This is a genomic window from Pseudomonas sp. F-14 TE3623, from assembly GCF_053629015.1.
Window position 1 is genome coordinate 901,922 of the sequence record NZ_JBRJHM010000001.1, and the last position, 21,596, is coordinate 923,517.

Genomic DNA, 21,596 nt, shown 5'->3' on the forward strand with positions numbered 1-21,596 from the left:
GGCGGCACCTGGGGGCTCCAAGGATGAAGAGAAGTCAGAAGTTATTCGGCGCCAGCCTGCTGGCGCTGGCGATCAGCGGGTGTGCAGTCACCAGTGAACCGATCGAACGGGGTGTCAGCCAACAGCGCGCCAAAAGCGATCTGCAAAAGATGTACACGGGTCAGGAGCCCCTCAGCGGCCCACTGACCCTGCACCAGGCCATGGCCCGCGCGGTGAAATACAACCTTGAAGGCCGGCTCAAGATCATGGAAGAGGCCTTGGCCAAGCGCCAACTCGACCTCGCCAGTTTTGACATGCTGCCACGCATGGCGCTGGACGCCGGGTATGTGGGGCGTAATAACGTAAACGCTTCCAGCAGTCAGAGCGTGGAAACCGGCACCCAGTCTCTGGAACCGTCGACCTCCCAGGACCGCGACCGTGAAGTGGCGGACCTGACCATGGTCTGGAACGTGCTCGACTTCGGTGTCAGTTACATCAGTGCCAAGCAGCAGGGCGATCAGCGGCTGATCGTGCAGGAGCGGCGGCGCAAGGTGATCAACACCATCGTTCAGGACGTACGCTCGGCCTATTGGCGAGCGATGGCCGCCGAACGTTTGCTCAAGCAAATCGACAGCCTGATGGCCCGGGTCGAAACCGCTCGCAACAATAGCCAGAGCATGAGCGAGCAGCGCATTGGCGATCCGATTCAGTCGCTGGGTTATCAGCGCTCACTGATCGAAGCCACCCGGCAGCTGGAAGAGCAACGCCGCGCACTGTCGCTGGCGAAAACCGAACTGGCGACCTTGATCAACCTGCCTCCGAGTACCAACCTGACGCTGGCGACCCAGGACGATTACGTCATTCCGGAACTCAAGGTCGACCTCGCCAGCCTGGAACAGGAAGCCCTGACCAGTCGGCCGGAGTTGCGAGAGCAGGATTACCAGACCCGCATCAGCGCCGCCGAAACCCGCAAAGCCATGCTGCGTCTGCTGCCGGGGCTGGAGTTTTCCGCCGGTGGGCATTACGACAGCAACTCGTTTTTGGTGGAGCAGGGCTGGGCGGATTACGGGGTGAAAGTCACCTGGAACCTGTTCAATGTGATTTCCGCGCCTGCCGCGATTGACGTCGCCAAGGCGGGTGAAGAAGTTGCCACGGCACGCCGGCAGGCGATGTCGATTGCCATCCTGGCGCAGCTTTACGTGGCCAACGCCAACTATCGCGAGGCGATGCGACAGTTCAAGACCAATCAGCAACTGTCAGACATCGATGGGCAAATCGTCGGTCAACTGCGCAACCGCTATCAGGCGGCCGGGCTGGGCGAACTGGATCTGATCCAGGGCGAGTTGAACACCTTGCAGGCCGATCTGCGTCGCGACCTGTCTTACGCCGACCTGCGCAACGCTTACGGGCAAATCTTCGCCAGCGCCGGTCTCGATCCGCTGCCGGACGAAGTGCAATCGACCGAAGTCCAGTCCATCGCCACCGCCCTGGCCAATCGCGAAGAGGCGTGGGCGGCGGGCAACATCTCAGTGCCGGTGGCCCATGCCCCGGTCCAATAACCTGCTGGCGCCGACAGCGAGCATCAGCCGCGCCCAAAGGGAGATCCGCAACGGCCATCGTGGCGCGGCGATTCTGCTGACCGGTTTACCGGCCGCGGGCAAGTCGACATTGGCCCAGGCACTGCACGCCGAGCTGTTCGAACACGGTGTGCAGAGTGTGGTGCTCGATGGCGACGGACTGCGGGTCGGGCTCAATCGCGATCTGGGGTTTACCGACAGCGATCGTCTGGAAAACATCCGCCGCGCCAGCGAACTTGCGGCGCTGTTGGTCGAGAACGGACAGATTGTCATCCTCGCGATGATCGCACCCTTGGTGGAGTTGCGTGAGTTGTTCGCCCGACGGTTGGGCGAGGATTACCGTGAAGTCTGGTGCAGCGCCTCGCTGACGGTGTGCGAACAGCGTGATCCAAAAGGTCATTACGCCAAGGCTCGACGGGGAGAATTGGCGGGGTTTACCGGTGTTTCCGCGCCTTACGAACCACCGCCGTGCGCGTCGCTGGTGCTCGACACGGGCGCGCAGTCGGTGGAGGCCTGTCTCGACCGTTTGCTGACCTGGCTCGGCGAGTGCGCGGTGCTGCCGAAACGATGAGTCGGCCGGCCTTCTCCCGCTTGCCGGTGACGGTGGATTTGCCGTTGCTGTTGCAGGCGCTGGCAGCGATTGGCGAGGACGACTGGCAAGGTCACTTCAATAGCGATTATTACGCTGGCGACTGGAGTGGCGTGGCGCTGATTTCCGCGGCCGATGCCTTGACTGAACTGTCGCCCGGTCGCGGTGAGACTCTTTTGCGTGCGCCCTGGCTGCAAGATGTTCGATGGCAACAAGGGCTGCGGGATCTGCCGCTGCAGATCGTCTGCGCGCGCCTGTTGCGGCTCGGCCCCGGCGGGCGGATTCACGAGCATCGCGACTATGATCTGGGCGAACCAGACGCTGATTTGCGTCTGCACATTCCGCTGCTCAGTCCACCTCAAGTGGACTTTCTGCTGGACGGCCAACGCATGCCGATGGCCGCTGGCGAATGCTGGTTTCTCGACCTGTCGCGGCCTCATCGCGTGGACAATCGCGATATTCAGGCACGGATTCATCTGGTACTCGATTGCCGGCCTGGTGCCTGGCTGGAGCAGGCGATCATTGACGGGCTGGCAACCACGCCGTCGCCGGAAATCGGTCCTGACGCTTTTGCACAGTTCAAGGCATTGGTGGCCAGCGATCCGCAGCTGTGCAAGTCCTTGCAGGGGTTGCAGGACAACCAAGCCTTTATCACCCGCACCCTGGAACTGGCCGCTGAGCGTGGACTTGCGTTCACCCGTGAAGAACTGCGCGCGGCGATGCGCGACGGCCGCCGTCAATGGAATGAACAATGGCGCGCCTGAACCTCGAAGGCTGGTTGCCGATCCGCATCTGGCAAGAGGCCGGGCAATGGCAAGTCGACTGGTGCTGGTTCGGTGACACGCGGCTGCATCAGCCGTTTTTTCGTGATGCGGTGGAGGATGCGCTGCGGCTGCCGTTCAATCAGGCGTTTCGCCGGAAAACCGCATTGTCGACCCTTGCTGACTGGCAGGTTTGCAGCCCCGGTCTGACGCCGAGCGCTTTTATCTTTCACGCCTCCCGCTGCGGCTCGACCCTGATCAGCCAGATGCTGGCGCAACTCGACAACCACCTCGTCATCAGCGAGCCACCGCCGCTGGATGCGTTGCTGCGCAGTGATTTGCCCGCCGTCGAGCACCGTGCGGCCATCAAAGGATTGCTGTCTGCCTACGGGCAACGTCGGCTTGGCGTGGAGCAACGGCTGGTGATCAAACTCGACGCCTGGAACATCGGTGAACTGCCGTTGCTGCGCGAGTGCTTCCCCGAAACGCCGTGGTTGTTTCTTTATCGCGATCCGCTGGAAATTGCCGTCTCGCATCTGCGTCGCCCGGGCATGCACATGGTGCCGGGGATGATCGGAGCGAGCGTGCTGGATGAGGAATGGCCGTTCAGCAGCCGTGAGGATTATATCGCCCGGCGATTGGGCCGATTGCTGGCGTCGGGGTTGGCGCAATGCCAGGCGTTTGGCGGTCTGGCGGTGAATTACAGCGAATTGCCGCAGGCTATGGCAGGGCGGTTGGCGGCGTTCTTTGCGGTGGATATCGAGCAGCGCAGGCAGGTGTTTGCGGCGGTGGGACAACATGCCAAGCAGCCGTCGCAGGTGTTTGTCGGTGACAGCGATGACAAGCGTCGTGAAGCCTCGGCGCTGCTTCGTGAGCGGGTGGAGCACTGGGCGCGCGAGCCTTATGAGGCATTGGAAAAGGATCGCAGCCTTCGGCAGCTCCCACAATGGCCCGGCGTACACCTGTAGGAGCTGCCGAAGGCTGCGATCTTTGGGGCCGACAGATTATTTCCTTAGGGTTTTGACGACAAATCCGCCATCCCCTTGAGCAATTCGATCGGCAGCGGGAAGACGATGGTCGAACTCTTGTCCCCGGCAATCGAACTCAGCGTCTGCATGTAACGTAATTGCATGGCCCCCGGCTGACGCCCGAGCATTTCAGCAGCCTGCATGAGTTTCTCCGAGGCCTGCAATTCGCCTTCGGCGTGGATCACCTTGGCACGACGTTCCCGTTCGGCTTCGGCCTGTTTGGCGATGGCGCGAATCATCGATTCATTGAGGTCCACGTGCTTGATCTCGACATTGGCGACCTTGATGCCCCAGGCGTCAGTTTGAGCATCGAGCACTTGCTGGATATCAACGTTCAACCGCTCCCGTTCCGCCAGCAATTCATCGAGTTCATGTTTACCGAGCACCGCCCGCAACGTGGTCTGCGCCAGTTGGCTGGTGGCCATGAGAAAGTCTTCGACCTGAATGATCGCCCTTTGCGGATCGAGCACGCGGAAATACAGCACCGCATTGACCTTGACCGAGACGTTGTCGCGGGTGATCACGTCTTGCGGCGGTACGTCGAGCACCACGGTACGCAGGTCGACACGAACCATTTGCTGAACCACCGGAATCAGCAGGATCAGGCCAGGGCCCTTGACCTGCCAGAAGCGTCCGAGCTGGAACACCACGCCGCGTTCGTATTCGCGCAGGATGCGGAAGGCCGACCCTGCCAGTGCAATCAGCAATAACAGCAGCGCGGCAAAACCCAGTTGCAAGCCCATAATTATTCTCCGCCATCTTTGTTCATTGCGGGCGCCGCGTCAGCCGCGGCCACTTCCAGCAGTAGGCCCTTGCGTGCCACCACCCGGACCTGTTGACCCGGTCGCAGCGGTGTTTCGCTCGACACCTGCCATTGCTCGCCTTGCAGGTGCACCCAGCCGACATAAACATTGTCGGCCTGCAACGACGTTACCGGCGTCACGGCGCCCAGTAATTCGGCATCACCGCTGACGTTGCGGCGCGGTCGGGTTTTCAAGGCGCGGATCACCAGGAAAATCAGCAGCAGTGCACTGATCAACCCCAGGCCGATCATCAGCGGAACAGGAATTTCGGCATTCGTCAGAATCACCGCGCCGATCACGAACATCACCAAGCCGCCCAAACCGACCACGCCGTAATTGGGCAAGGCCGCCTCGGCGATCAGAAACACAATGCCGAACGTGATCAGCCAGATCCCGAGAGGATTGGGGACCAGCACAATGATGGTGTCCGCCGCGAAAACCGACCCGCTGAAGGTCAATAGCCACGCTATTGCACAGCGACAAGTGTTCACTTGACCCTCCGCAAGAGTCATTCCGTCCACTAATCGTTCCTGACTCTGTACACAAGTCTAGTTGAGCCTGCACTTGTATGAACTTTGACCAGTTGTCGACAGCGTCCGACGGGCGGATTTCCCGCCGGATCCCACCAGCGGGCCTAGACTTTTAAGGGAGACCAAAAGCTAACCACCGTCCGCGATTCGTTGCTGCGGACACCGAGGTGCATCATGCGTATGGCAAAAACCGTGCAGAACAGCCTCAATAAGGCTCACTGCGAATATGACATCGTTTCTCACCCGCACTCGGCCAGCAGCCTTGAAACGGCTCGGCTCGCGGGTATCCCTGCCGAACGGGTCGCCAAATCGGTGATTCTCGACGACCGTCACGGCCACTACTTGATGGCCGTACTGCCCGCCAGCTGTCACCTGGACCTGAGCAAAGTACGTGGCAGCAGCGAATGGCAAATCACCCGTGAAAGCAACCTGCCGCGCCTGTTCGACGATTGCGAACGCGGCGCCGTGCCGGCACTGGGCGAATCCTACGGGATGGACATGGTCATCGACCCACTGCTGACCCGGCAGAAAGACATCTACCTCGAAGCCGGCAACCACAACAATCTGGTACACATGAGCGTGCCGGAATTTTTGAAAATGGTGCCGCATGCCGAGGTGTGCGAGTTGAGCCAGTCGGCGTAGCGTCGACGTCACTGCCGTCATCGCGGGCACGCCTCGTTCCCACATTGAAACGCAATCAACTGTGGGAGCGAGCCTGCTCGCGATCGACCGCGCAGCGGTCACCCCATTCAGTCATCAAGAAGGAGCCAGACATGGAATCCCCTACCCATAACCTCCCCTCACTGTTCAAACAACTCGGCCTGCCCGATGACGCCGAAAGCATCGATAAATTCATCGCTACCCATTCACCGCTCAAACCCGAACTGCACCTGGCGGACGCGTTCTTCTGGAGCGAGAGCCAGGCAGAGTTGCTGCGTGAGGAGATTCTGGATGATGCGGATTGGGCGGAGGTGGTGGATCAGCTGGATGTGCTGCTGAGGAAGGGGCGGGGGGTGTAAAAAAATCTGTAGGAAAACGGCGAAATGTAAAAAAAACTGGTGAGTGGTAAAAAAATCTGAGCAAAAACTTAATTTGTTAGCTTTTTCCAGGGTTGCTCAGAAACAGGTAATAGACCAGAATCAAGACCTGAATTGAGGTCTTAATTATGCAAAGTGTTCTGGCCGACATGGCGGTTAGCGTGTCTGAGTTGAAGAAAAACCCATCTGCAGTTCTGAGCGGTGCTCACGGTGGGCCTGTGGCAGTGCTGAACCATAACCGAGTGATGGGATACATGGTTCCGGCCGATGTTTTCGAGCAAATGATGGAGCGCCTCGATGACTTCGAGTTGGCGGAAATTGTTCGCTCTCGTAGAAATGAAACGCCGGTCCCGGTAAGCCTGGATGACCTATAAGCTTGAATTCCTGCCCTCCGCACGCAAGGAGTGGGACAAGCTGGGGCATACATTGCGTGAGCAGTTCAAAAAGAAACTGGCGGAACGGCTTGAATTGCCTCGAATCCCTTCCGACTCACTGCATGGGATGCCTGATTGCTACAAAATCAAATTGAAGTCATCGGGATACAGGCTTGTGTATCAAGTTTTTGATGAGCGCGTAGTCGTTTCTGTGGTGGCGGTTGGTAAGCGCGAGCGCAGCGATGTGTACGACCGAGCCAAGAAGCGCTGATAGTTCTAGACCTCTCTTATTTTTGCCGCTTGCGTCCGCATAGCGGCAAATTCGGTTTCGATCTCTTCGTTACTGCGGCACTGTCCTTCGTTTTGCGAGAATCGTGCAGCATCCACTTTCCTTTGCAGGAAGTTGTGGTAACGATCCGATTCTCCGAAATCGAAGATATTGTCAGTTTCTGTTGTATCACCAGGCATTGTTCGATTCTCGGTTCGGATAGCGAACGTTACACAGATTTCAAACTCGACAGCGATCCCTGTGGAGCTCCCATGTCTGACCATTGCTCGCCAATATGTTTCAAAACTTGACCAACTTTCCCCTCCAATGCCATATTGATAGTTAGCAAACTAACAGTGTGTGCATCCCCTCGTGCCAAAGAACCTCGACGCTCTCCAGATGAACATCAGCAGCTCCATGGTGGTGGCCGCCAGGCATTGGCGGAAGATCTGTCAGACCACGCTGGTCAACTATGGAATCTCCGAAGCCTGCGCCGTGCCGTTGTTGATGATCGGGCGTTTGGGCGAGGGTGTGCGGCAGGTGACGGTCGCGCAGGCGGCGGGGATGGAGAGTCCTTCTCTGGTGCGTTTGCTGGATCAGCTGTGCCATGCCGGTTACGTCTGTCGTACCGAAGACACCCAAGACCGCCGCGCCAAATGCCTGAGCCTGACCGAGACCGGTCGTGAGCTGGTGCAGGCAGTCGAAGTCGAGTTGGTGCGTTTGCGCCATGAAGTACTCGAAGGGATCGCCCCGAGTGATCTGGAAGCGGCGCTGCGGGTACTGAAAGCATTCGAAGCGGCCAATCATCCAGCGGTAGCTCAACCTTGAGCGGATTTTTCACCGGCGTGCCCCCGGCGCGAGACTGGTTCTACGGTGTGCGCACGTTCGCGGCATCGATGATTGCGCTGTACATCGCCATGCTCATGCAAATGCCCCGTCCGTATTGGGCAATGGCCACGGTGTACATCGTTTCCAGTCCGTTCGTCGGCCCTACCAGTTCCAAGGCGTTGTACCGCGCCGTTGGCACTTTGCTCGGTGCGGCGGCGGCGGTTTTTTTCGTGCCGATGTTTGTGCAAAGCCCTTATGTGTTGGTGGTGGTCATTGCGCTGTGGACCGGGATTTTGCTGTTCCTGTCCTTGCACTTGCGCACCGCCAACAGCTACGCCTTGATGCTCGCCGGTTACACCTTGCCGCTGATCGCCCTGCCGGTGGTAGATAACCCGCTGGCGGTGTGGGACGTGGCCGAGGCGCGCACCGAAGAGATCTTCCTCGGCATCGCCTGCGCGGCAGTGGTCGGCGCGATGTTCTGGCCTCGGCGGCTGGCGCCGGTGTTCAACGATTCGGTGAACAAATGGTTCGCCGATGCCTCGACCTACAGCCTGCGCTTCCTCAGTCGCAACGTGCAGCCGGACGAAGTCAGCACCCTGCGTTCATTGATGGTGGCGAACTTCAACAGCCTGGAATTGATGATCGGTCAGTTGCCCCACGAGGGCGCGCGGCCGCAGACAGTGCGTAATACCAAGGAACTGCGCGGGCGAATGATCCATCTGCTGCCGGTGATCGATGCCCTCGACGACGCGCTCTATGCCCTCGAGCGGCGCACGCCGGAGCTTGTGGATAAGTTCGCGCCACTGCTGACCGCGACCGCCGAATGGCTCGACCATAAAGACGCGGACCTCGACCGCTGGCAGGCCCTGAAAAACCAGCTCGAAGCGCTGCAACCGAATGCCGAGGCGCTGGACGACCGCAAGCAGCTGCTGTTCTCCAACGCCCTGTATCGCCTCGGCGAATGGATCGATGTGTGGCAAGACTGCCGCAGCCTTCAACATGCCATTCAGTGCGAGAGCCAGGACAGTTGGCGCGCGGTGTATCGGCACTGGCGCCTCGGTCGGCTGTCACCGTTTCTGGACCGTGGGTTGATGCTCTATTCGGCCGCGTCCACGGTCACCGCCATCATCGTTGCCTCGGTGCTGTGGATTCTGCTCGGCTGGACCGACGGCGGTAGTGCGGTGATTCTGGCGGCGGTGGCGTGCAGTTTTTTTGCTTCGATGGACGACCCGGCGCCGCAGATCTACCGGTTCTTTTTCTGGACCGCGATGTCGGTGCTGTTCGCCAGCCTCTATCTGTTTCTGATCCTGCCGAACCTGCATGACTTCCCGATGCTGGTGCTGGCATTCGCCATCCCGTTCATCTGCGTTGGCACCCTGACGGTGCAGCCGCGTTTCTACCTGGGCATGCTGCTGACCATCGTCAACACGTCATCTTTCATCAGCATTCAGGGCGCCTACGACGCGGACTTCCTCAGCTTCGCCAACTCCAACCTGGCTGGTCCCATGGGTTTGCTGTTCGCGTTTATCTGGACCCTGATCGCCCGGCCATTCGGCGCGGAATTGGCGGCCAAGCGCCTGACCCGTTTTAGTTGGCGCGACATCGTCAGCCTCACCGAGCCGGCTTCGTTGGCCGAACACCGGCAATTGGGCGTGCAGGTCCTCGATCGCCTGATGCAGCACTTGCCGCGGCTGGCCATGACCGGCCAGGACACCGGGATCGCGCTGCGGGAAGTACGCGTGGCGTTGAATCTGCTCGACCTGCTGGCCTATACGCCGCGTGTGGTGGGCATGCCGCAGGTGCTGCTGCAGCAAGTGGTGGTCGAAGTCGGTGAGTACTTCAAGGCCTGTCTCAAGGCCGACGAACGTCTGCCAGCGCCGAGCCCTTTGCTGATGACCCTCGACCGCACCCGTCGTGCCCTCGACACCGAGTGCGATGACGGCGCCCGTCTGCATTTGCTGCACGCCCTGAGCGGCTTGCGCCTGGCCTTACTGCCGGGTGTGGAGTTCGTCGGCACAGGCGAGCTCGAAGAACCGCTTCCCCATGGCATCGATGGAGCGCCTTTATGATCGGTGATCTGGATATCAGCGGGGTGTTCCTGCCCACGCTGCTGGTATTGATGGGCATTACCTACGTGTTGTACCTGTTGGTGCACGGGTTGCTGACGCGCCTGCACTTTTACCGTCTGGTCTGGCACCGGGCATTGTTCAACGTGGGTCTCTACGCCTTGCTCCTCGGCGCCGTGGACTCACTCAGTCGATACCTGATGACATGAAAAAACCTTTTTTGACCCTCGGCCGCGTGGTCCTGACGCTGTTGATCGTGACCTTCGCCGTTGTCGTGGTCTGGCGCATGGTCATGTATTACATGTTCGCGCCCTGGACCCGGGACGGGCACATCCGCGCCGACATCGTGCAGATCGCCCCGGACGTGTCGGGACTGATCCAGCAAGTAGAGGTTCGCGACAACCAATGGGTGAAACGCGGCCAGGTGCTGTTCAGCATCGATCAGGACCGTTTCAAACTGGCACTGCGCCAGGCAAAAGCGGCCGTCGCCGACCGCCAGGAAACCCTGGCCCAGGCTCAGCGCGAGGCCAAGCGTAACCGTGGCCTCGGCAACCTGGTCCCGGCCGAACAACTGGAAGAAAGCCAGTCCCGTGTCGCCCGCGCCGAAGTGGCGTTAATGGAGGCGCAGGTGGCGGTGGACAGCGCTCAGCTCAACCTTGACCGCTCGCTGATCCGCAGCCCGGTGGATGGCTACGTTAACGACCGGGCGCCGCGTTCCCAGGAGTTCGTCACCGCCGGGCGGCCGGTATTGTCGGTGGTGGACAGCAACTCGTTCCACATCGATGGTTATTTCGAAGAAACCAAGCTGGACGGCATTCATGTCGGCCAAGGCGTCGATATTCGGGTCGTCGGCGACCGCGCTCGGCTGCGCGGGCATGTGGAAAGCATCGTCGCCGGTATCGAAGACCGCGACCGCAGCAGCGGCAGCAACCTGTTGCCCAACGTCAATCCGGCGTTCAGCTGGGTGCGGCTGGCGCAGCGGATTCCGGTACGAATCGCTTTCGACGAGGTGCCAGAGGACTTCCGCATGATTGCCGGCCGCACGGCCACGGTGTCGATCATCGACGATCAAACCCGGGAGCCGGCGCAATGAGCAGGGCCTCTGGATTGGCGGTGGCCGGGTTAGGGCTGCTGCTATCGGCCTGTCAGGTGGTCGGGCCGGATTATCACTTGCCGGACGAGGCCGCCGTGCACCGTGACGACTTTCAGAGCGATCTGGCGGTGAACGGCAAAAATGTCGTTTCGGCACCGGTGCCCAGCGATTGGTGGCGCTTGTATCAGGATCCGCGTCTGGACCAATTGGTGCAGCAAGCCATGGCCTCCAACACCGATTTGCGGGTGGCGGCGGCGAATCTTTCGCGGGCTCGCGCTCAAGTCGACGAAGCGCAGGCGGCGGGCGGTTGGAGCGGCGGCGTGAAAGTCGGTGCCCAGCGTTTGCAGGAGTCTGGCGAGGCGTTCTTGCTGGCGGATAAAGTGCCGGTGGCCAACGTCGGTGACATCGGCATCACCACGTCCTATCAGTTCGACCTGTTTGGCACGTTGCAGCGCGGCATCGAAGCGGCCAAAGCCAATGCCGATGCGACTCAGGCGGCAGCGGACACCGCGCGTATCACGCTGGTGGCCGATGTGGTGCGGGCTTACACCCAAGTCTGCGCGGCCAACGAAGAGCGGGAGATCGCTCAGCATTCCCTCGACCTGCAAGCCCAGAGCACCACGCTGACCCAGCGTTTGCGCGATGCCGGACGCGGCGATGAAACCCAGGTCACCCGTTCGCAAACCCAATTCAAATCCTTGCGCGCCGAGTTGCCGCGTTATGAAGCGGCACGTCAGGCCGGGCTGTTCCGCTTGTCGATGCTGTTGGCCAAACTGGTCGAGCAATTGCCTGTGGGCACCAGCGACTGCGCTGAGCTGCCAAAAATTGCGCAATTGTTGCCGGTGGGTGACGGCGCCACGCTGCTCAAGCGTCGACCCGACGTGCGGCAAGCCGAGCGTAGATTGGCGGCCGCGACGGCCGGTATCGGCATTGCAACCGGCGAGTTGTACCCGGATATCAGCATCGGCGCGACCGTTGGTACGGTCGGGATTCTGGAAAACCTCGGTAAACCGGCGACCAATCGCTGGGGCTTCGGCCCGTTGCTGAGCTGGACCGTGCCGTCCAACGGCTCCCGCGCGCGAATCCGTGAGGCCGAGGCCGCGACCCAAGGCGCGCTGGCGCATTTCGATGGCGTGGTGCTCAACGCCATCCGCGAGACTCAGACCGGCCTGGCGCAATATTCCGCGCAGCTTCAGCGCCGCGATGCGTTGGCAGATGCCGAGCAATCGGCGCAACTGGCGGCAGACCAGACCCACCGCTTCTTTCAGGCCGGCCGCGCGTCGTTTTTGGCGGACCTGCAAGCCACCCGCACCTACACCGACGTACGGGCGCAACTGGCCTCGGCCAACACCCAAGTCGCGATGAGCCAGATCGATTTGTTCCTTGCTTTGGGTGGCGGCTGGGAAAGCGGACGAACGCAAGGGTCACAACCCGGCAAACCCTGAGGCCGTTGCTATGCTTTGATTTGATGGGGGCGCGCGGCGAACCCGTCGATCAAGGCTTGCGTTGGTCATGGGGATCTAATAATGAAAAACCCTTATGCTCCCGGCTTCTGGTGCGCCATTGCGGCATTGGTTTTGCTGTCGGCCACCTATTTCTACGGCGTCATGCTGGCCCACCAGCTCGACACGGCGCTGATATTCCTCGACAGCGCAGTGGCGTTGATCGCCGTGATGGCTGTCGTGGTGGTCGCCTGGGCTTCATTACAGGGCCAGCGCATCAAGAAACGACAACTCGAACAAGGCAAGACCCTGGTGCTGATCTGGGACACCAAGGTGGCTTTGCGTCGTGTCGAAACGGTGTTCGACCGGTATTTCTGGGGCAGTTACTGGCAACCGGGGCGCACGTTCCAGGAAGTGATGGGCGAACTCACCGGCACACCGCTGGAAAAAAGCCTCGAAACCTTGAAAAAACAATGCCTGGCGCTGGACAAGCAAGTGGCCGACGAGGGGTGGCACTGGCTCAACAATGCGCGAGAGCTTTCCGATGTCGCCACCGCCATGGCCCGCGAACGCTATCAGCTGGATTTCTGCGACCCGCGCGCGGAAGTGACCGGCGGGGCGGTGATCAATCGGGATTTTGAAGTGCTGGTGTATACGTGGACCGCACGGCTCAAGAGCTTTGATCATCAATTGGATGAGATTGAGGTTCAGTATTCATAAAGATGTATTGGCAGGGCTGACGCTTTCGCGAGCAAGCCCGCTCCCACATTGGAATGCGTTCCCCTGTGGGAGCGGGCTTGCTCGCGAAAGCGATTGCATGACCGCCGGAATTCTTGCCCTCTGCCAGTTGTCCACAAGCAGCAATACCCCATAGACACTCTTTCACCTTTAATCATTGGGCCGCTTTGCGGCGCAAATGCTAATCTCCATCCCACTTTTAGCGCAGTCGTGACCGCAACCTGTCATGGGTTCAGGGAAGACGACCACACTTTCAACAACGGACATTGAACGGGTACTTCATGAATAAATCAGCAGGCGTGCTTCTAGGAATTGTCGTGGCCATCGGTGCAATCAGCGCTGGCGGTGCGTGGTACACCGGCTCCAAACTCGATGGGGTGCTGAATACCTCGATCGCCGACGCCAACAAAGAGCTGCAAGCCGCGCTGGCTGGTTCCAACGGTACGGCATCGCTGGAGCTGGTGTCGCTGGACCGCCATGTGTTCAGCAGCACCGCGCACTACCGCCTCAAGGGTGAAGGCGAGATGTTTGGTGAAGCGCCGGTCGAGTTGCTGTTTGTCGACCGCATCGAACACGGCCCGCTGCCGTTCTCGCGTCTGGTATCGCTGAAGTGGTTGCCGGTCCTGGCCACCAGTCACTACGAGTTGGAAAAGACTCCGCTGACCGAGAAGTGGTTTGCGGCCGCCAAGGACAATTCCCCGGTCAAAGGCGTGGTCAACATCGGCTACGACAACTCTACCAAAGGCACCCTCGAATTTCTGCCGCTGGAAACAGCACTGGATGACAAATCCAAGCTGACCTTCTCCGGTATGAAACTCGACGTAGCCGCCAGTACCCAGGCGCAAAAGGTCAAGGCTGACGGTTACATGGACAGCCTGAAGCTGACCACCGTGGCCGAAGATCAGACCCCGGTGCAGGTCGAGCTCAACGGCTTGACCGTGGCCAGTAACCTGAACAAAAGCACGTACGGCTATTACACCGGCGAAAACACCATCGAGCTGACCAACAGCAAGACCACCTTCGGCGCCAAACAGTCGATACTCGGCGTCAAGAACTTTGAAATGAAGAACAAGACTGAGGAATCGGGCACCAACGCTTCAGGGCGTGCCGATTACAAGGTTGGTGAAGTGTCCTTGAACGGCAAAGTTATCGGCTCTGCGCAGATGGCCATGAGCCTGAAAAACCTCGACATCCCGTCAACGATGTCGCTGATGCAGATCTACCAGACCAAACTGCAACCGTACGAGAAGGCCGCCGCTGAAGCCGCAGCCGCTGGTCTACCGGCGCCGGAACTGAACCTGACGCCGGCCGAAGAGGCACAGGTCAAGACCGGCCTGGAGAAACTGCTGGCCGCCGGCCCGCAGGTGGCTCTGGAAAACCTGTCGTTCAATACCAGCAACGGCGAAAGCCGCGCCAACCTGGTGCTGGACCTGACCAAACCGCAGTCCATGGACCTGCCGCCGGACCAGTTGGTCAAGCAATTGATCGCGCTGCTGGACTTCAACCTGTTGGTGTCCAAGCCAATGCTGGTTGACGTGCTCACCGTGCAGTCGCAAATCGACGGCCAGACCGACGCCAAGCTGATCGCCGATCAGGCGAGCGCAACCGCCGACATGTTCAGCAGCATGGCGGTCGGCACGCAATTGGCGAAACTGGACGGTAACAATGTCGTCACCAAGCTGCACTACGCCAACAATCAGGTGGACTTCAACGGCCAGAAAATGACCCTCGAAGAATTTGTCGGCTTCGTGATGAGCAAACTCGGCGGCACGGGCGACGTCACCATCCAGTAAAACCGCAGGCTTCAGCTCAACGCCCGGCCTCTGCAACACGCAGGCGCCGGGCGTTTTGCTGTCTGGGGTTTCGAAACGGAGAGAGGGGGGAGGAGGTTCCAATGCCCGCTCCCACAGGTTCCGCACCTTGGCTGACTGGCACCAGAAAAGACCCATGCGTCACGAATCTGAACAATTATTGTGTTCTGAATAGTCGACTACGCTTGCATGCAAGACTGCGTCGATAAAGCTTGGCTGGGTCTTTCGACCCGGCTTTCCGCTACGAATGGGCAAGGGACATTGCGACCCGGCTGGCCATGTAAGGATGCTGACGAATGCCGTGTATTGCTGGTCCCTTTATTCATCGTGGTTTGCGCCCCTTGTTTCGCGTTGCGCTGTGCGGCCAGTTGCTGTGGCCGATGCTGGCGCTCGCCGACACCCCCTACGACCAAATGGTTCGCGATGCACGGGCCGGCAACTACACGCCTGCGCTGACTGTGTTGCGCCAAGTACCGGGAAACCAGGCCACCACCGGTCAGATCAGCGATCACTTGCAGATCGCCAGCTGGGCGGGTCTGGATGCCGAAGTGGTCCAGGTCTATGAAACCCAAGGGCACAATCGGGCGCTGCCGGTTCAGGCTCTGACCGCCACCGCGCGATCCTATCGCAACCTCAAGCGCTGGGACTCGGCGACCCAGGTGTACAACAAGGCCCTGGCCCTTGAACCGCAAAATGCCGACCTGCAGCTGGGGCTGGCGATGACCCAGGCCGACGCCGGTAAACCTGACGAGGCGGTTGCCCGCGCCAGGGCGCTGGTGGCGGCGAAACCGGATGATCCTTCCCGCCGCTTGGCCCTGGCCTATGCCTTGACCCGCGCCGGCGCCACCTACGACGCATTGTTTGAATACGACCAGGCCTTCATCCGCGCTGGCACCAAGCCCGACGTCGCTCGGGAATACGTGATTGCCCTGCAACGCGCCCGTTTACCGGAACCGGCCTTGCGCCTGGCGCGTCAGCGGCCGGGATTGCTGGATCCGGTCACGCTGCGACGCCTTGAAGGTGACCTGGCCGCAGAACGCGTGCGTTTGGCGGAGCTGGCCACTCGCAGCGAAAAAGAACGTTATCTGATCGCCGATCGGGCTCTGTCCGATTACGACCAGTTGCTGACGACCTGGACGCCGGATCCTCAGGCCCACGATGACGTCATCCGCTGGCGAATCGATCGCATGGGCGCCCTCAAGGCCCGTGCACGCACCGCCGATGTGATCGCCGAATACCAGAAGCTGCTCGCCGAAGGCGTGAAGATTCCGACCTACGCCCTGCGTTGGGTGGCGTCGTCCTATCTTGACCAGCGTCAGCCAGAAATCGCCACCGATTTGTATCGTCAGGTGCTGGTGGCGCCGGATGCCGATGTCGGCGACCGCCTGGAAGACAGCACCGCGCTCTATTACGCCTTGCTCGAAAGCGATAAGGCCGATGAAGCGCGTAAGGTCGCTGAAGACTTGGCCAAGACCCAGAAGCCACGGGTCGAGCTCAAAGGCTTGCCGGTGGGCAATCCCAACGATGAATGGATGGACGCGCAGCAACTCGCTGCCCAGGCCGGCACCTACGGCGCTGATCTGCCGTCGGGCGAGCAGCGTTTGCAGGTGCTGGTGAATCAGGCGCCCGGCAACCTCGGCCTGCGTCTGGCCCAGGCCGATTTGTACCTGGCTCGGGACTGGCCACGGCGCGCCGAAAATCAGCTCAAGGAAACCGAGAGCATGGCCCCGCGGGACATCGGCCTGGAAGTTACGCAAGGTCACACCGCCATGGATCTGCAGGAATGGCGGCAGATGGATGCGCTGACCGACGATGTGGTCGCGCGTTTTCCGGACAACCGTCAGGTCCAGCGTTTGCAGCGTCAGCGTGCAGTCCATGACATGGCCGAGCTGCGGGTAGAGGCCTACGGCGGCAAGAGTTATGGCGGGGGCAACGGCGATGCCGGGGCGGTCAACGGCAGTCGCGATTTCGGCATCGAAACCACGCTGTACAGCCCGCCCATCGATGAAGACTGGCGTGTGTTCGCCGGTGCCGGTTACGCCACCGGCGATTTCCAGGAAGGCACCGGTCACCATCGTTTTCAGCGCGTCGGGCTAGAACGCCGGACCCGCGACATGACCCTGGAAGCGGAAGTCTCCAACCATTCTTATGGCTTCGGTGACAAGCAGGGCGCGCGCCTGGCGATTGCCCGAGACATCGACGATCACTGGCAGTACGGCGGCAGCCTCGAATACCTGTCGGCGCAAACGCCGTTGCGGGCCTTGAACAGCGACATCACCGCCAATGGCGGCAGCGGTTTCATCCGTTGGCGCGCCAATGAGAGCCGCGAGTGGAGGCTGGCGGTCAGCCCCTCGCACTTCAGTGACGGCAACAACCGTGTCGAAGCGTTGCTCACCGGTCGCGAGGGTGTTTACCGCGCGCCGGGGTTACAAGTCGACCTCGGCCTGGAGGTCGGCACCAGCCATAACTCCAAGTCCGACGACGTGCCGTACTTCAACCCAAAATCCGACTTCAGCGTGCTGCCGACGGTGAACGTCAACCATGTGCTCTATCACCGCTACGAAACCTCCTGGAGCCAGCAGTTCCAAGCCGGTGCGGGCACCTATAGCCAGCGTGATCACGGGACCGGCGGCGTCGGCCTGCTGGGTTACGGCCAGCGCTACAGCTGGAACGACGTATTCGAGGTGGGTGGCCTGCTGAGCGTGATCAACCGGCCTTATGACGGTGACCGCGAAACCGATCTGCGCCTGCTCGTCGACCTCACTTACCGCTTCTAGAAGAGTTTGAAGATGCCTTTTATTTCGCGTTTCATCCTTCTGCTGGGAGCGCTGTTGATCAGCGCCTGCGCCCAGCAAGTCCCGGCCTTCGCACCGCCGTCCGAACGCCCGGTGTCGGCCAATGAAAAGCCGTGGCCGAAAAACCACGTACTCGGGATCTCTTACCACGATGTCGAAGACCGTGATCCCGATCAGGCTGTAGTGGCCGTGCGCACCGAACGCCTGCTCGAGCAACTGGCGTGGCTGCGGGAGAACAACTACAAACCGGTCACCGTCGACCAGGTCATGGCCGCTCGCAACGGCGGCCCTGAACTGCCACCACGGGCGATCATGCTGAGTTTCGACGACGGTTATTCGAGCTTCTACACCCGCGTGTTGCCAGTGCTGCGCGCCTATAACTGGCATGCCTTGCTGGCGCCGGTCGGGGTATGGATCGATACGCCGCTGAACCAGCCGGTGGATTTTGCCGGTACACCGCGCAAGCGTTCGGACTTCCTGACCTGGGAGCAGATCCGAGAGATTTCCCGATCCGGCCTGGTGGAAATCGCCGCCCACACCGACGCCAGCCACAAAGGCGTGTTGGCCAACCCGCAAGGCAACCTGCAACCAGCGGCCGCGACCCGGCGCTATGACGCTGTTAACGGACGCTATGAAACCGAAGCCCAATTCCAGGCCCGGATGCGCGCCGACGTGGCGGCCATCTCGGAGAAAATCCGCAAGGTCACCGGTTACAAACCACGTGTCTGGGTCTGGCCATACGGCGCGGCGGACGGCACCTCGCTGCAAGTGGTCAACGAACAGGGTTATCAGATGGCCCTGACCCTGGAAGACGGCCTCGATGCCCTCGACAACCTAATGAGCAGCCCGCGCTTTTTGGTGGCCTCGGACCCGGATGGCGAACACTTCGCCAACAGCATCGTCTCGGTGCAGACCGAATCGCCGATGCGCGTGGTGCATGTGGACCTGGACAACGTCTACGACGCGGACCCGGCCCAACAGGAAATCAATCTCGGCAAACTGATCCAGCGCATGGCCGACATGGGCGCCAACACCGTATTCCTGCAAGCCTTCGCCGACCCTGTGGGCGATGGCCTGGTGCATTCGCTGTACTTCCCCAACCGTCACCTGCCGGTGCGCGCCGATCTCTTCGACCGCGTGGCCTGGCAGTTGCGTACTCGGGCTAACGTCAAGGTATTCGCGTGGATGCCGGTGCTGAGTTTTGCCCTGGACTCGAAGTTGCCACGGGTCACTCGCTGGGACCCGAAAACCGCTACCACGTCGATCGATCCGGATCAGTACAAACGCTTGTCGCCATTCGATCCAAACGTGCGGCGCATCATCGGTGAAATCTACGAAGACGTGGCACGCCTGACCTCGGTCGACGGCATCCTCTATCACGATGACGCAGTGCTGTCGGACTTCGAAGACGCTGGGCCTGAAGCCCTGAAGGTTTATGCCGCCAACGGTCTGCCCGGTTCGATCGCCACCCTGCGTGACGATCCAGCCATGCTGCAACGCTGGACGCGATTCAAGAGCCGCTACCTGATCGATTTCACTCACGAGCTGACCGCCAAGGTTCGCGCCATTCGTGGCCCGCAAGTAAAAACGGCGCGCAATATTTTCGCCGAGCCAATGCTCAACCCCGAGAGCGAAGCCTGGTTCGCGCAGAACCTCGATGACTTCCTGAGCGCCTACGACTGGACGGCGCCAATGGCCATGCCACTCATGGAAAAACAGAGCCTCCAGCAATCCGGCCCTTGGCTCGAAACGCTGGTGGCGACGGTGAAATCGCGCCCCGGCGCACTCGACCGCACGGTGTTCGAATTACAGGCCCGTGACTGGACGAAAAACGCCGACGCCGACATCGACGGCGAACAGTTGGCTGACTGGATGGGCCGCCTCAAGCGTCAGGGCGCCACCAGTTTCGGCTACTACCCGGACAACTTCCTCGAGAACCAGCCGGACCTGAAAGCCGTGCGGCCCGCGCTCTCCAACAAGTGGAATCCATAACATGCTGGACAGACTTCTAGCCCTGCTGGTTCTGGCGATCGTCCTTGGGGTTCCCCTCGGGCTGATCTTTCTGCTCACCGGGCAATTCCTGATGGACTTCGTGTTCTTCTATCCACTGTTCATGTCGGGACTGTGGATCGCCGGCGGCCTGTATTTCTGGCTGCATTGGGAGCGGCACTGGCCGTGGCAGGACGACACTTTGCCGCCACCGCTGGCCGGCGAACCGCTGATCTCGATCCTGATCCCTTGCTACAACGAAGGCGACAACGCCGCCGATACCATCCACGCGGCGCTGGCCCAGCATTACCCGAACATCGAAGTGATCGCGATCAACGACGGCTCCAAGGACAACACCGCCGCGGTGCTCGATGCACTGGCGTTGCAGGATCCGCGTCTGCGGGTGCTGCACCTGGCGGAAAACCAGGGCAAGGCCGTGGCCCTGCGCATGGGCGCCATTGCGGCGCGCAGCGAATATCTGGTGTGCATCGACGGTGACGCATTGCTGGCGCCGAACACCGCGGCGTATCTGGTGGCGCCGATGCTCGACAATGCGCGACTGGGCGCCGTGACCGGCAACCCGCGAATCCGCACCCGTTCGACCTTGATCGGCCGTGTGCAGGTCGGCGAGTTCTCGTCGATCATCGGCCTGATCAAGCGCACCCAACGGGTGTTCGGGCGGATCTTTACCGTCTCCGGGGTGATCGTCGCGTTCCGTCGTACGGCCCTGAACCGGGTCGGTTACTGGAGCCCGGACATGATCACCGAAGACATCGACATCAGTTGGAAGCTGCAACTGGATCACTGGAGCATTTTCTACGAGCCCCGCGCGTTGTGCTGGATCCTCATGCCGGAAACCCTCGGTGGCCTGTGGAAGCAGCGTCTGCGCTGGGCCCAGGGCGGCGCCGAGGTGCTGTTCAAAAACATCCGTGGCATCTGGCAATACCGCCATCGTTACCTCTGGCCGCTGCTGTTCGAATACTGCCTGTCCACCGGTTGGGCGTTCACCTTTCTGCTGTCGGTGATTTTCTGGGGCGTCGGCAAATTCGTCGAAATGCCGCCAGCCATTGCCGTCGATCACCTGATGCCGCCGGCGTTTACCGGTCTGCTATTGGCGGTGGTCTGCCTGGTGCAGTTCGCGGTCAGCATCCTGATCGACCGCCGTTATGAAAAGGGCCTGGGCAAGACCATGTTCTGGGTGGTCTGGTATCCGCTGGTGTTCTGGCTTATCAGCTTGTTCACCACCCTGGTCAGTTTTCCCAAAGTGCTGTTCGGCCAACATCAGAAGCGCGCGCGCTGGGTCAGCCCGGACCGGGGCATCAAGCCGCTGAATGACGATGAAGAGGAGGTCATCAAATGAAAATCATCAGAACCCGGCAGCGGCCCTTTCTGGTCGTGATCGATGTTCTTCTCACCGTGCTCGCCTGGGTCGGTCTGCTGTATTTGCTGGCGCGGGGTTTGTGGCCGTTGATCGATACCCATGAGGGCCCGCGCATCGATGCGTCTTTTTTCGACGCCCTCGGCACGTTGCAGATTTACCTGTGGGTGGCGTTGTTGAATGCGGTGATCCTGATCACGTGGGCGCGTTATCAACAGCGTAAAAGCAAGAGCTTCGCCCAGCGCCGTTTGCCGGCGCCGGTAGTGGATGATCAGGGGCTCAGCAAAAGCTTCAAGCTGACCGGCGACCGGCTGGCGAAACTGCGCACGCCGGGTTCTATGACCATTCATAACGATCAGGATGGCGATGTCAGTCATGTCGTGACGCACTTCTTCCCGGTTGACCCGGCCAAGCTGCCACCGCCTTTGGCGCCACTGGAGCATCCACTGGTGATCCGCCTGTCAGCCGAAGATGACGATAACCGAGAGCCGCTGAGCCACGTTTGAGCCT

At 60.6% G+C, this 21,596-nt stretch carries 21 protein-coding genes; 19 read left to right on the forward strand and 2 right to left on the reverse strand.

The annotated features are described in order from the left end of the window. Nucleotides 1–23 precede the first annotated feature (23 nt). The 4 genes from AB7M29_RS04080 to AB7M29_RS04095 are packed head-to-tail and all read left to right on the forward strand — an operon-like array spanning nt 24 to nt 3,874. Nucleotides 24–1,538, forward strand: a complete 1,515-nt coding sequence (locus tag AB7M29_RS04080) for a TolC family protein (protein WP_454246382.1) — start codon at nt 24–26, stop codon at nt 1,536–1,538. Next, entirely contained in the window at nt 1,522–2,127 is a 606-nt protein-coding gene (gene cysC / locus AB7M29_RS04085) for an adenylyl-sulfate kinase (protein ID WP_454246383.1), read from the forward strand. Before AB7M29_RS04080 ends, cysC begins: the two co-directional genes overlap by 17 nt. Further along, nucleotides 2,124–2,909: an aspartyl/asparaginyl beta-hydroxylase domain-containing protein gene (locus AB7M29_RS04090; protein WP_454246384.1), complete on the forward strand. Its 786-nt coding sequence runs from the start codon at nt 2,124–2,126 to the stop codon at nt 2,907–2,909. Before cysC ends, AB7M29_RS04090 begins: the two co-directional genes overlap by 4 nt. After that, a complete protein-coding gene (locus AB7M29_RS04095) occupies nt 2,897–3,874 on the forward strand; it encodes a sulfotransferase family protein (protein WP_217855042.1) in 978 nt (325 codons plus the stop codon). The genes AB7M29_RS04090 and AB7M29_RS04095 overlap by 13 nt, the downstream gene beginning before the upstream one ends. Before the next feature lie 44 nt (nt 3,875–3,918). Here AB7M29_RS04095 and AB7M29_RS04100 read toward each other — a convergent pair whose 3' ends face one another. Together AB7M29_RS04100 and AB7M29_RS04105 are read right to left on the reverse strand one after the other, a co-directional pair. Further along, nucleotides 3,919–4,677 (reverse strand): slipin family protein, encoded by a 759-nt coding sequence (locus AB7M29_RS04100; RefSeq protein WP_225922941.1) that lies wholly within the window; start codon nt 4,675–4,677, stop codon nt 3,919–3,921. Between the two features lie 2 nt (nt 4,678–4,679). Next, the gene (locus AB7M29_RS04105) at nt 4,680–5,228 is read right to left on the reverse strand and encodes an NfeD family protein (RefSeq protein ID WP_367616723.1); all 549 of its coding nucleotides are present in this window, start codon (nt 5,226–5,228) and stop codon (nt 4,680–4,682) included. A 213-nt stretch (nt 5,229–5,441) separates the two neighbouring features. On the opposite strand from AB7M29_RS04105, the gene AB7M29_RS04110 reads away from it, so the two are divergent. The 15 genes from AB7M29_RS04110 (at nt 5,442) to pgaD (ending at nt 21,592) form a co-directional block, all read left to right on the forward strand. Further along, entirely contained in the window at nt 5,442–5,909 is a 468-nt protein-coding gene (locus AB7M29_RS04110; protein WP_217855044.1) for an aminoacyl-tRNA deacylase, read from the forward strand. Nucleotides 5,910–6,040: 131 nt separating this feature from the next. After that, nucleotides 6,041–6,286, forward strand: coding sequence for a DUF2789 domain-containing protein (locus tag AB7M29_RS04115; RefSeq protein ID WP_258618735.1), 246 nt, complete (start codon nt 6,041–6,043; stop codon nt 6,284–6,286). A 146-nt stretch (nt 6,287–6,432) separates the two neighbouring features. Beyond that, nucleotides 6,433–6,678, forward strand: a complete 246-nt coding sequence (locus tag AB7M29_RS04120; protein ID WP_007899564.1) for a type II toxin-antitoxin system Phd/YefM family antitoxin — start codon at nt 6,433–6,435, stop codon at nt 6,676–6,678. After that, on the forward strand, nt 6,668–6,949 hold the full coding sequence (locus tag AB7M29_RS04125; RefSeq protein ID WP_007899567.1) for a type II toxin-antitoxin system RelE family toxin: 282 nt from the start codon (nt 6,668–6,670) through the stop codon (nt 6,947–6,949). Before AB7M29_RS04120 ends, AB7M29_RS04125 begins: the two co-directional genes overlap by 11 nt. A 396-nt stretch (nt 6,950–7,345) precedes the next feature. Beyond that, nucleotides 7,346–7,774, forward strand: a complete 429-nt coding sequence (locus tag AB7M29_RS04130) for a MarR family winged helix-turn-helix transcriptional regulator (RefSeq protein WP_038978419.1) — start codon at nt 7,346–7,348, stop codon at nt 7,772–7,774. Beyond that, nucleotides 7,771–9,843 carry an FUSC family protein gene (locus AB7M29_RS04135; RefSeq protein ID WP_217855046.1) on the forward strand — a complete coding sequence of 691 codons (2,073 nt, stop codon included), beginning with the start codon at nt 7,771–7,773 and terminating at the stop codon, nt 9,841–9,843. Before AB7M29_RS04130 ends, AB7M29_RS04135 begins: the two co-directional genes overlap by 4 nt. After that, nucleotides 9,840–10,049, forward strand: a complete 210-nt coding sequence (locus tag AB7M29_RS04140; protein WP_030128598.1) for a DUF1656 domain-containing protein — start codon at nt 9,840–9,842, stop codon at nt 10,047–10,049. Before AB7M29_RS04135 ends, AB7M29_RS04140 begins: the two co-directional genes overlap by 4 nt. Continuing rightward, nucleotides 10,046–10,933, forward strand: coding sequence for an efflux RND transporter periplasmic adaptor subunit (locus AB7M29_RS04145; RefSeq protein WP_217855048.1), 888 nt, complete (start codon nt 10,046–10,048; stop codon nt 10,931–10,933). Before AB7M29_RS04140 ends, AB7M29_RS04145 begins: the two co-directional genes overlap by 4 nt. Continuing rightward, entirely contained in the window at nt 10,930–12,378 is a 1,449-nt protein-coding gene (locus AB7M29_RS04150; protein ID WP_454246385.1) for an efflux transporter outer membrane subunit, read from the forward strand. Before AB7M29_RS04145 ends, AB7M29_RS04150 begins: the two co-directional genes overlap by 4 nt. Before the next feature lie 81 nt (nt 12,379–12,459). Further along, complete coding sequence (locus AB7M29_RS04155; protein WP_454246386.1) at nt 12,460–13,095, forward strand: NADH:ubiquinone oxidoreductase subunit N; 636 nt, start codon at nt 12,460–12,462, stop codon at nt 13,093–13,095. Nucleotides 13,096–13,394: 299 nt separating this feature from the next. Next, nucleotides 13,395–14,906, forward strand: coding sequence for a YdgA family protein (locus AB7M29_RS04160; RefSeq protein WP_454246387.1), 1,512 nt, complete (start codon nt 13,395–13,397; stop codon nt 14,904–14,906). 314 nt (nt 14,907–15,220) lie between these two features. After that, nucleotides 15,221–17,701 (forward strand): poly-beta-1,6 N-acetyl-D-glucosamine export porin PgaA, encoded by a 2,481-nt coding sequence (gene pgaA, locus AB7M29_RS04165; protein ID WP_217855054.1) that lies wholly within the window; start codon nt 15,221–15,223, stop codon nt 17,699–17,701. Between the two features lie 12 nt (nt 17,702–17,713). Then, entirely contained in the window at nt 17,714–19,711 is a 1,998-nt protein-coding gene (gene pgaB, locus AB7M29_RS04170; RefSeq protein WP_454246388.1) for a poly-beta-1,6-N-acetyl-D-glucosamine N-deacetylase PgaB, read from the forward strand. Nucleotide 19,712: 1 nt separating this feature from the next. Next, a complete protein-coding gene (gene pgaC / locus AB7M29_RS04175; protein WP_052962937.1) occupies nt 19,713–21,068 on the forward strand; it encodes a poly-beta-1,6-N-acetyl-D-glucosamine synthase in 1,356 nt (451 codons plus the stop codon). After that, nucleotides 21,065–21,592 (forward strand): poly-beta-1,6-N-acetyl-D-glucosamine biosynthesis protein PgaD, encoded by a 528-nt coding sequence (gene pgaD, locus AB7M29_RS04180; protein ID WP_217855058.1) that lies wholly within the window; start codon nt 21,065–21,067, stop codon nt 21,590–21,592. Before pgaC ends, pgaD begins: the two co-directional genes overlap by 4 nt. Nucleotides 21,593–21,596: the final 4 nt, after the last annotated feature.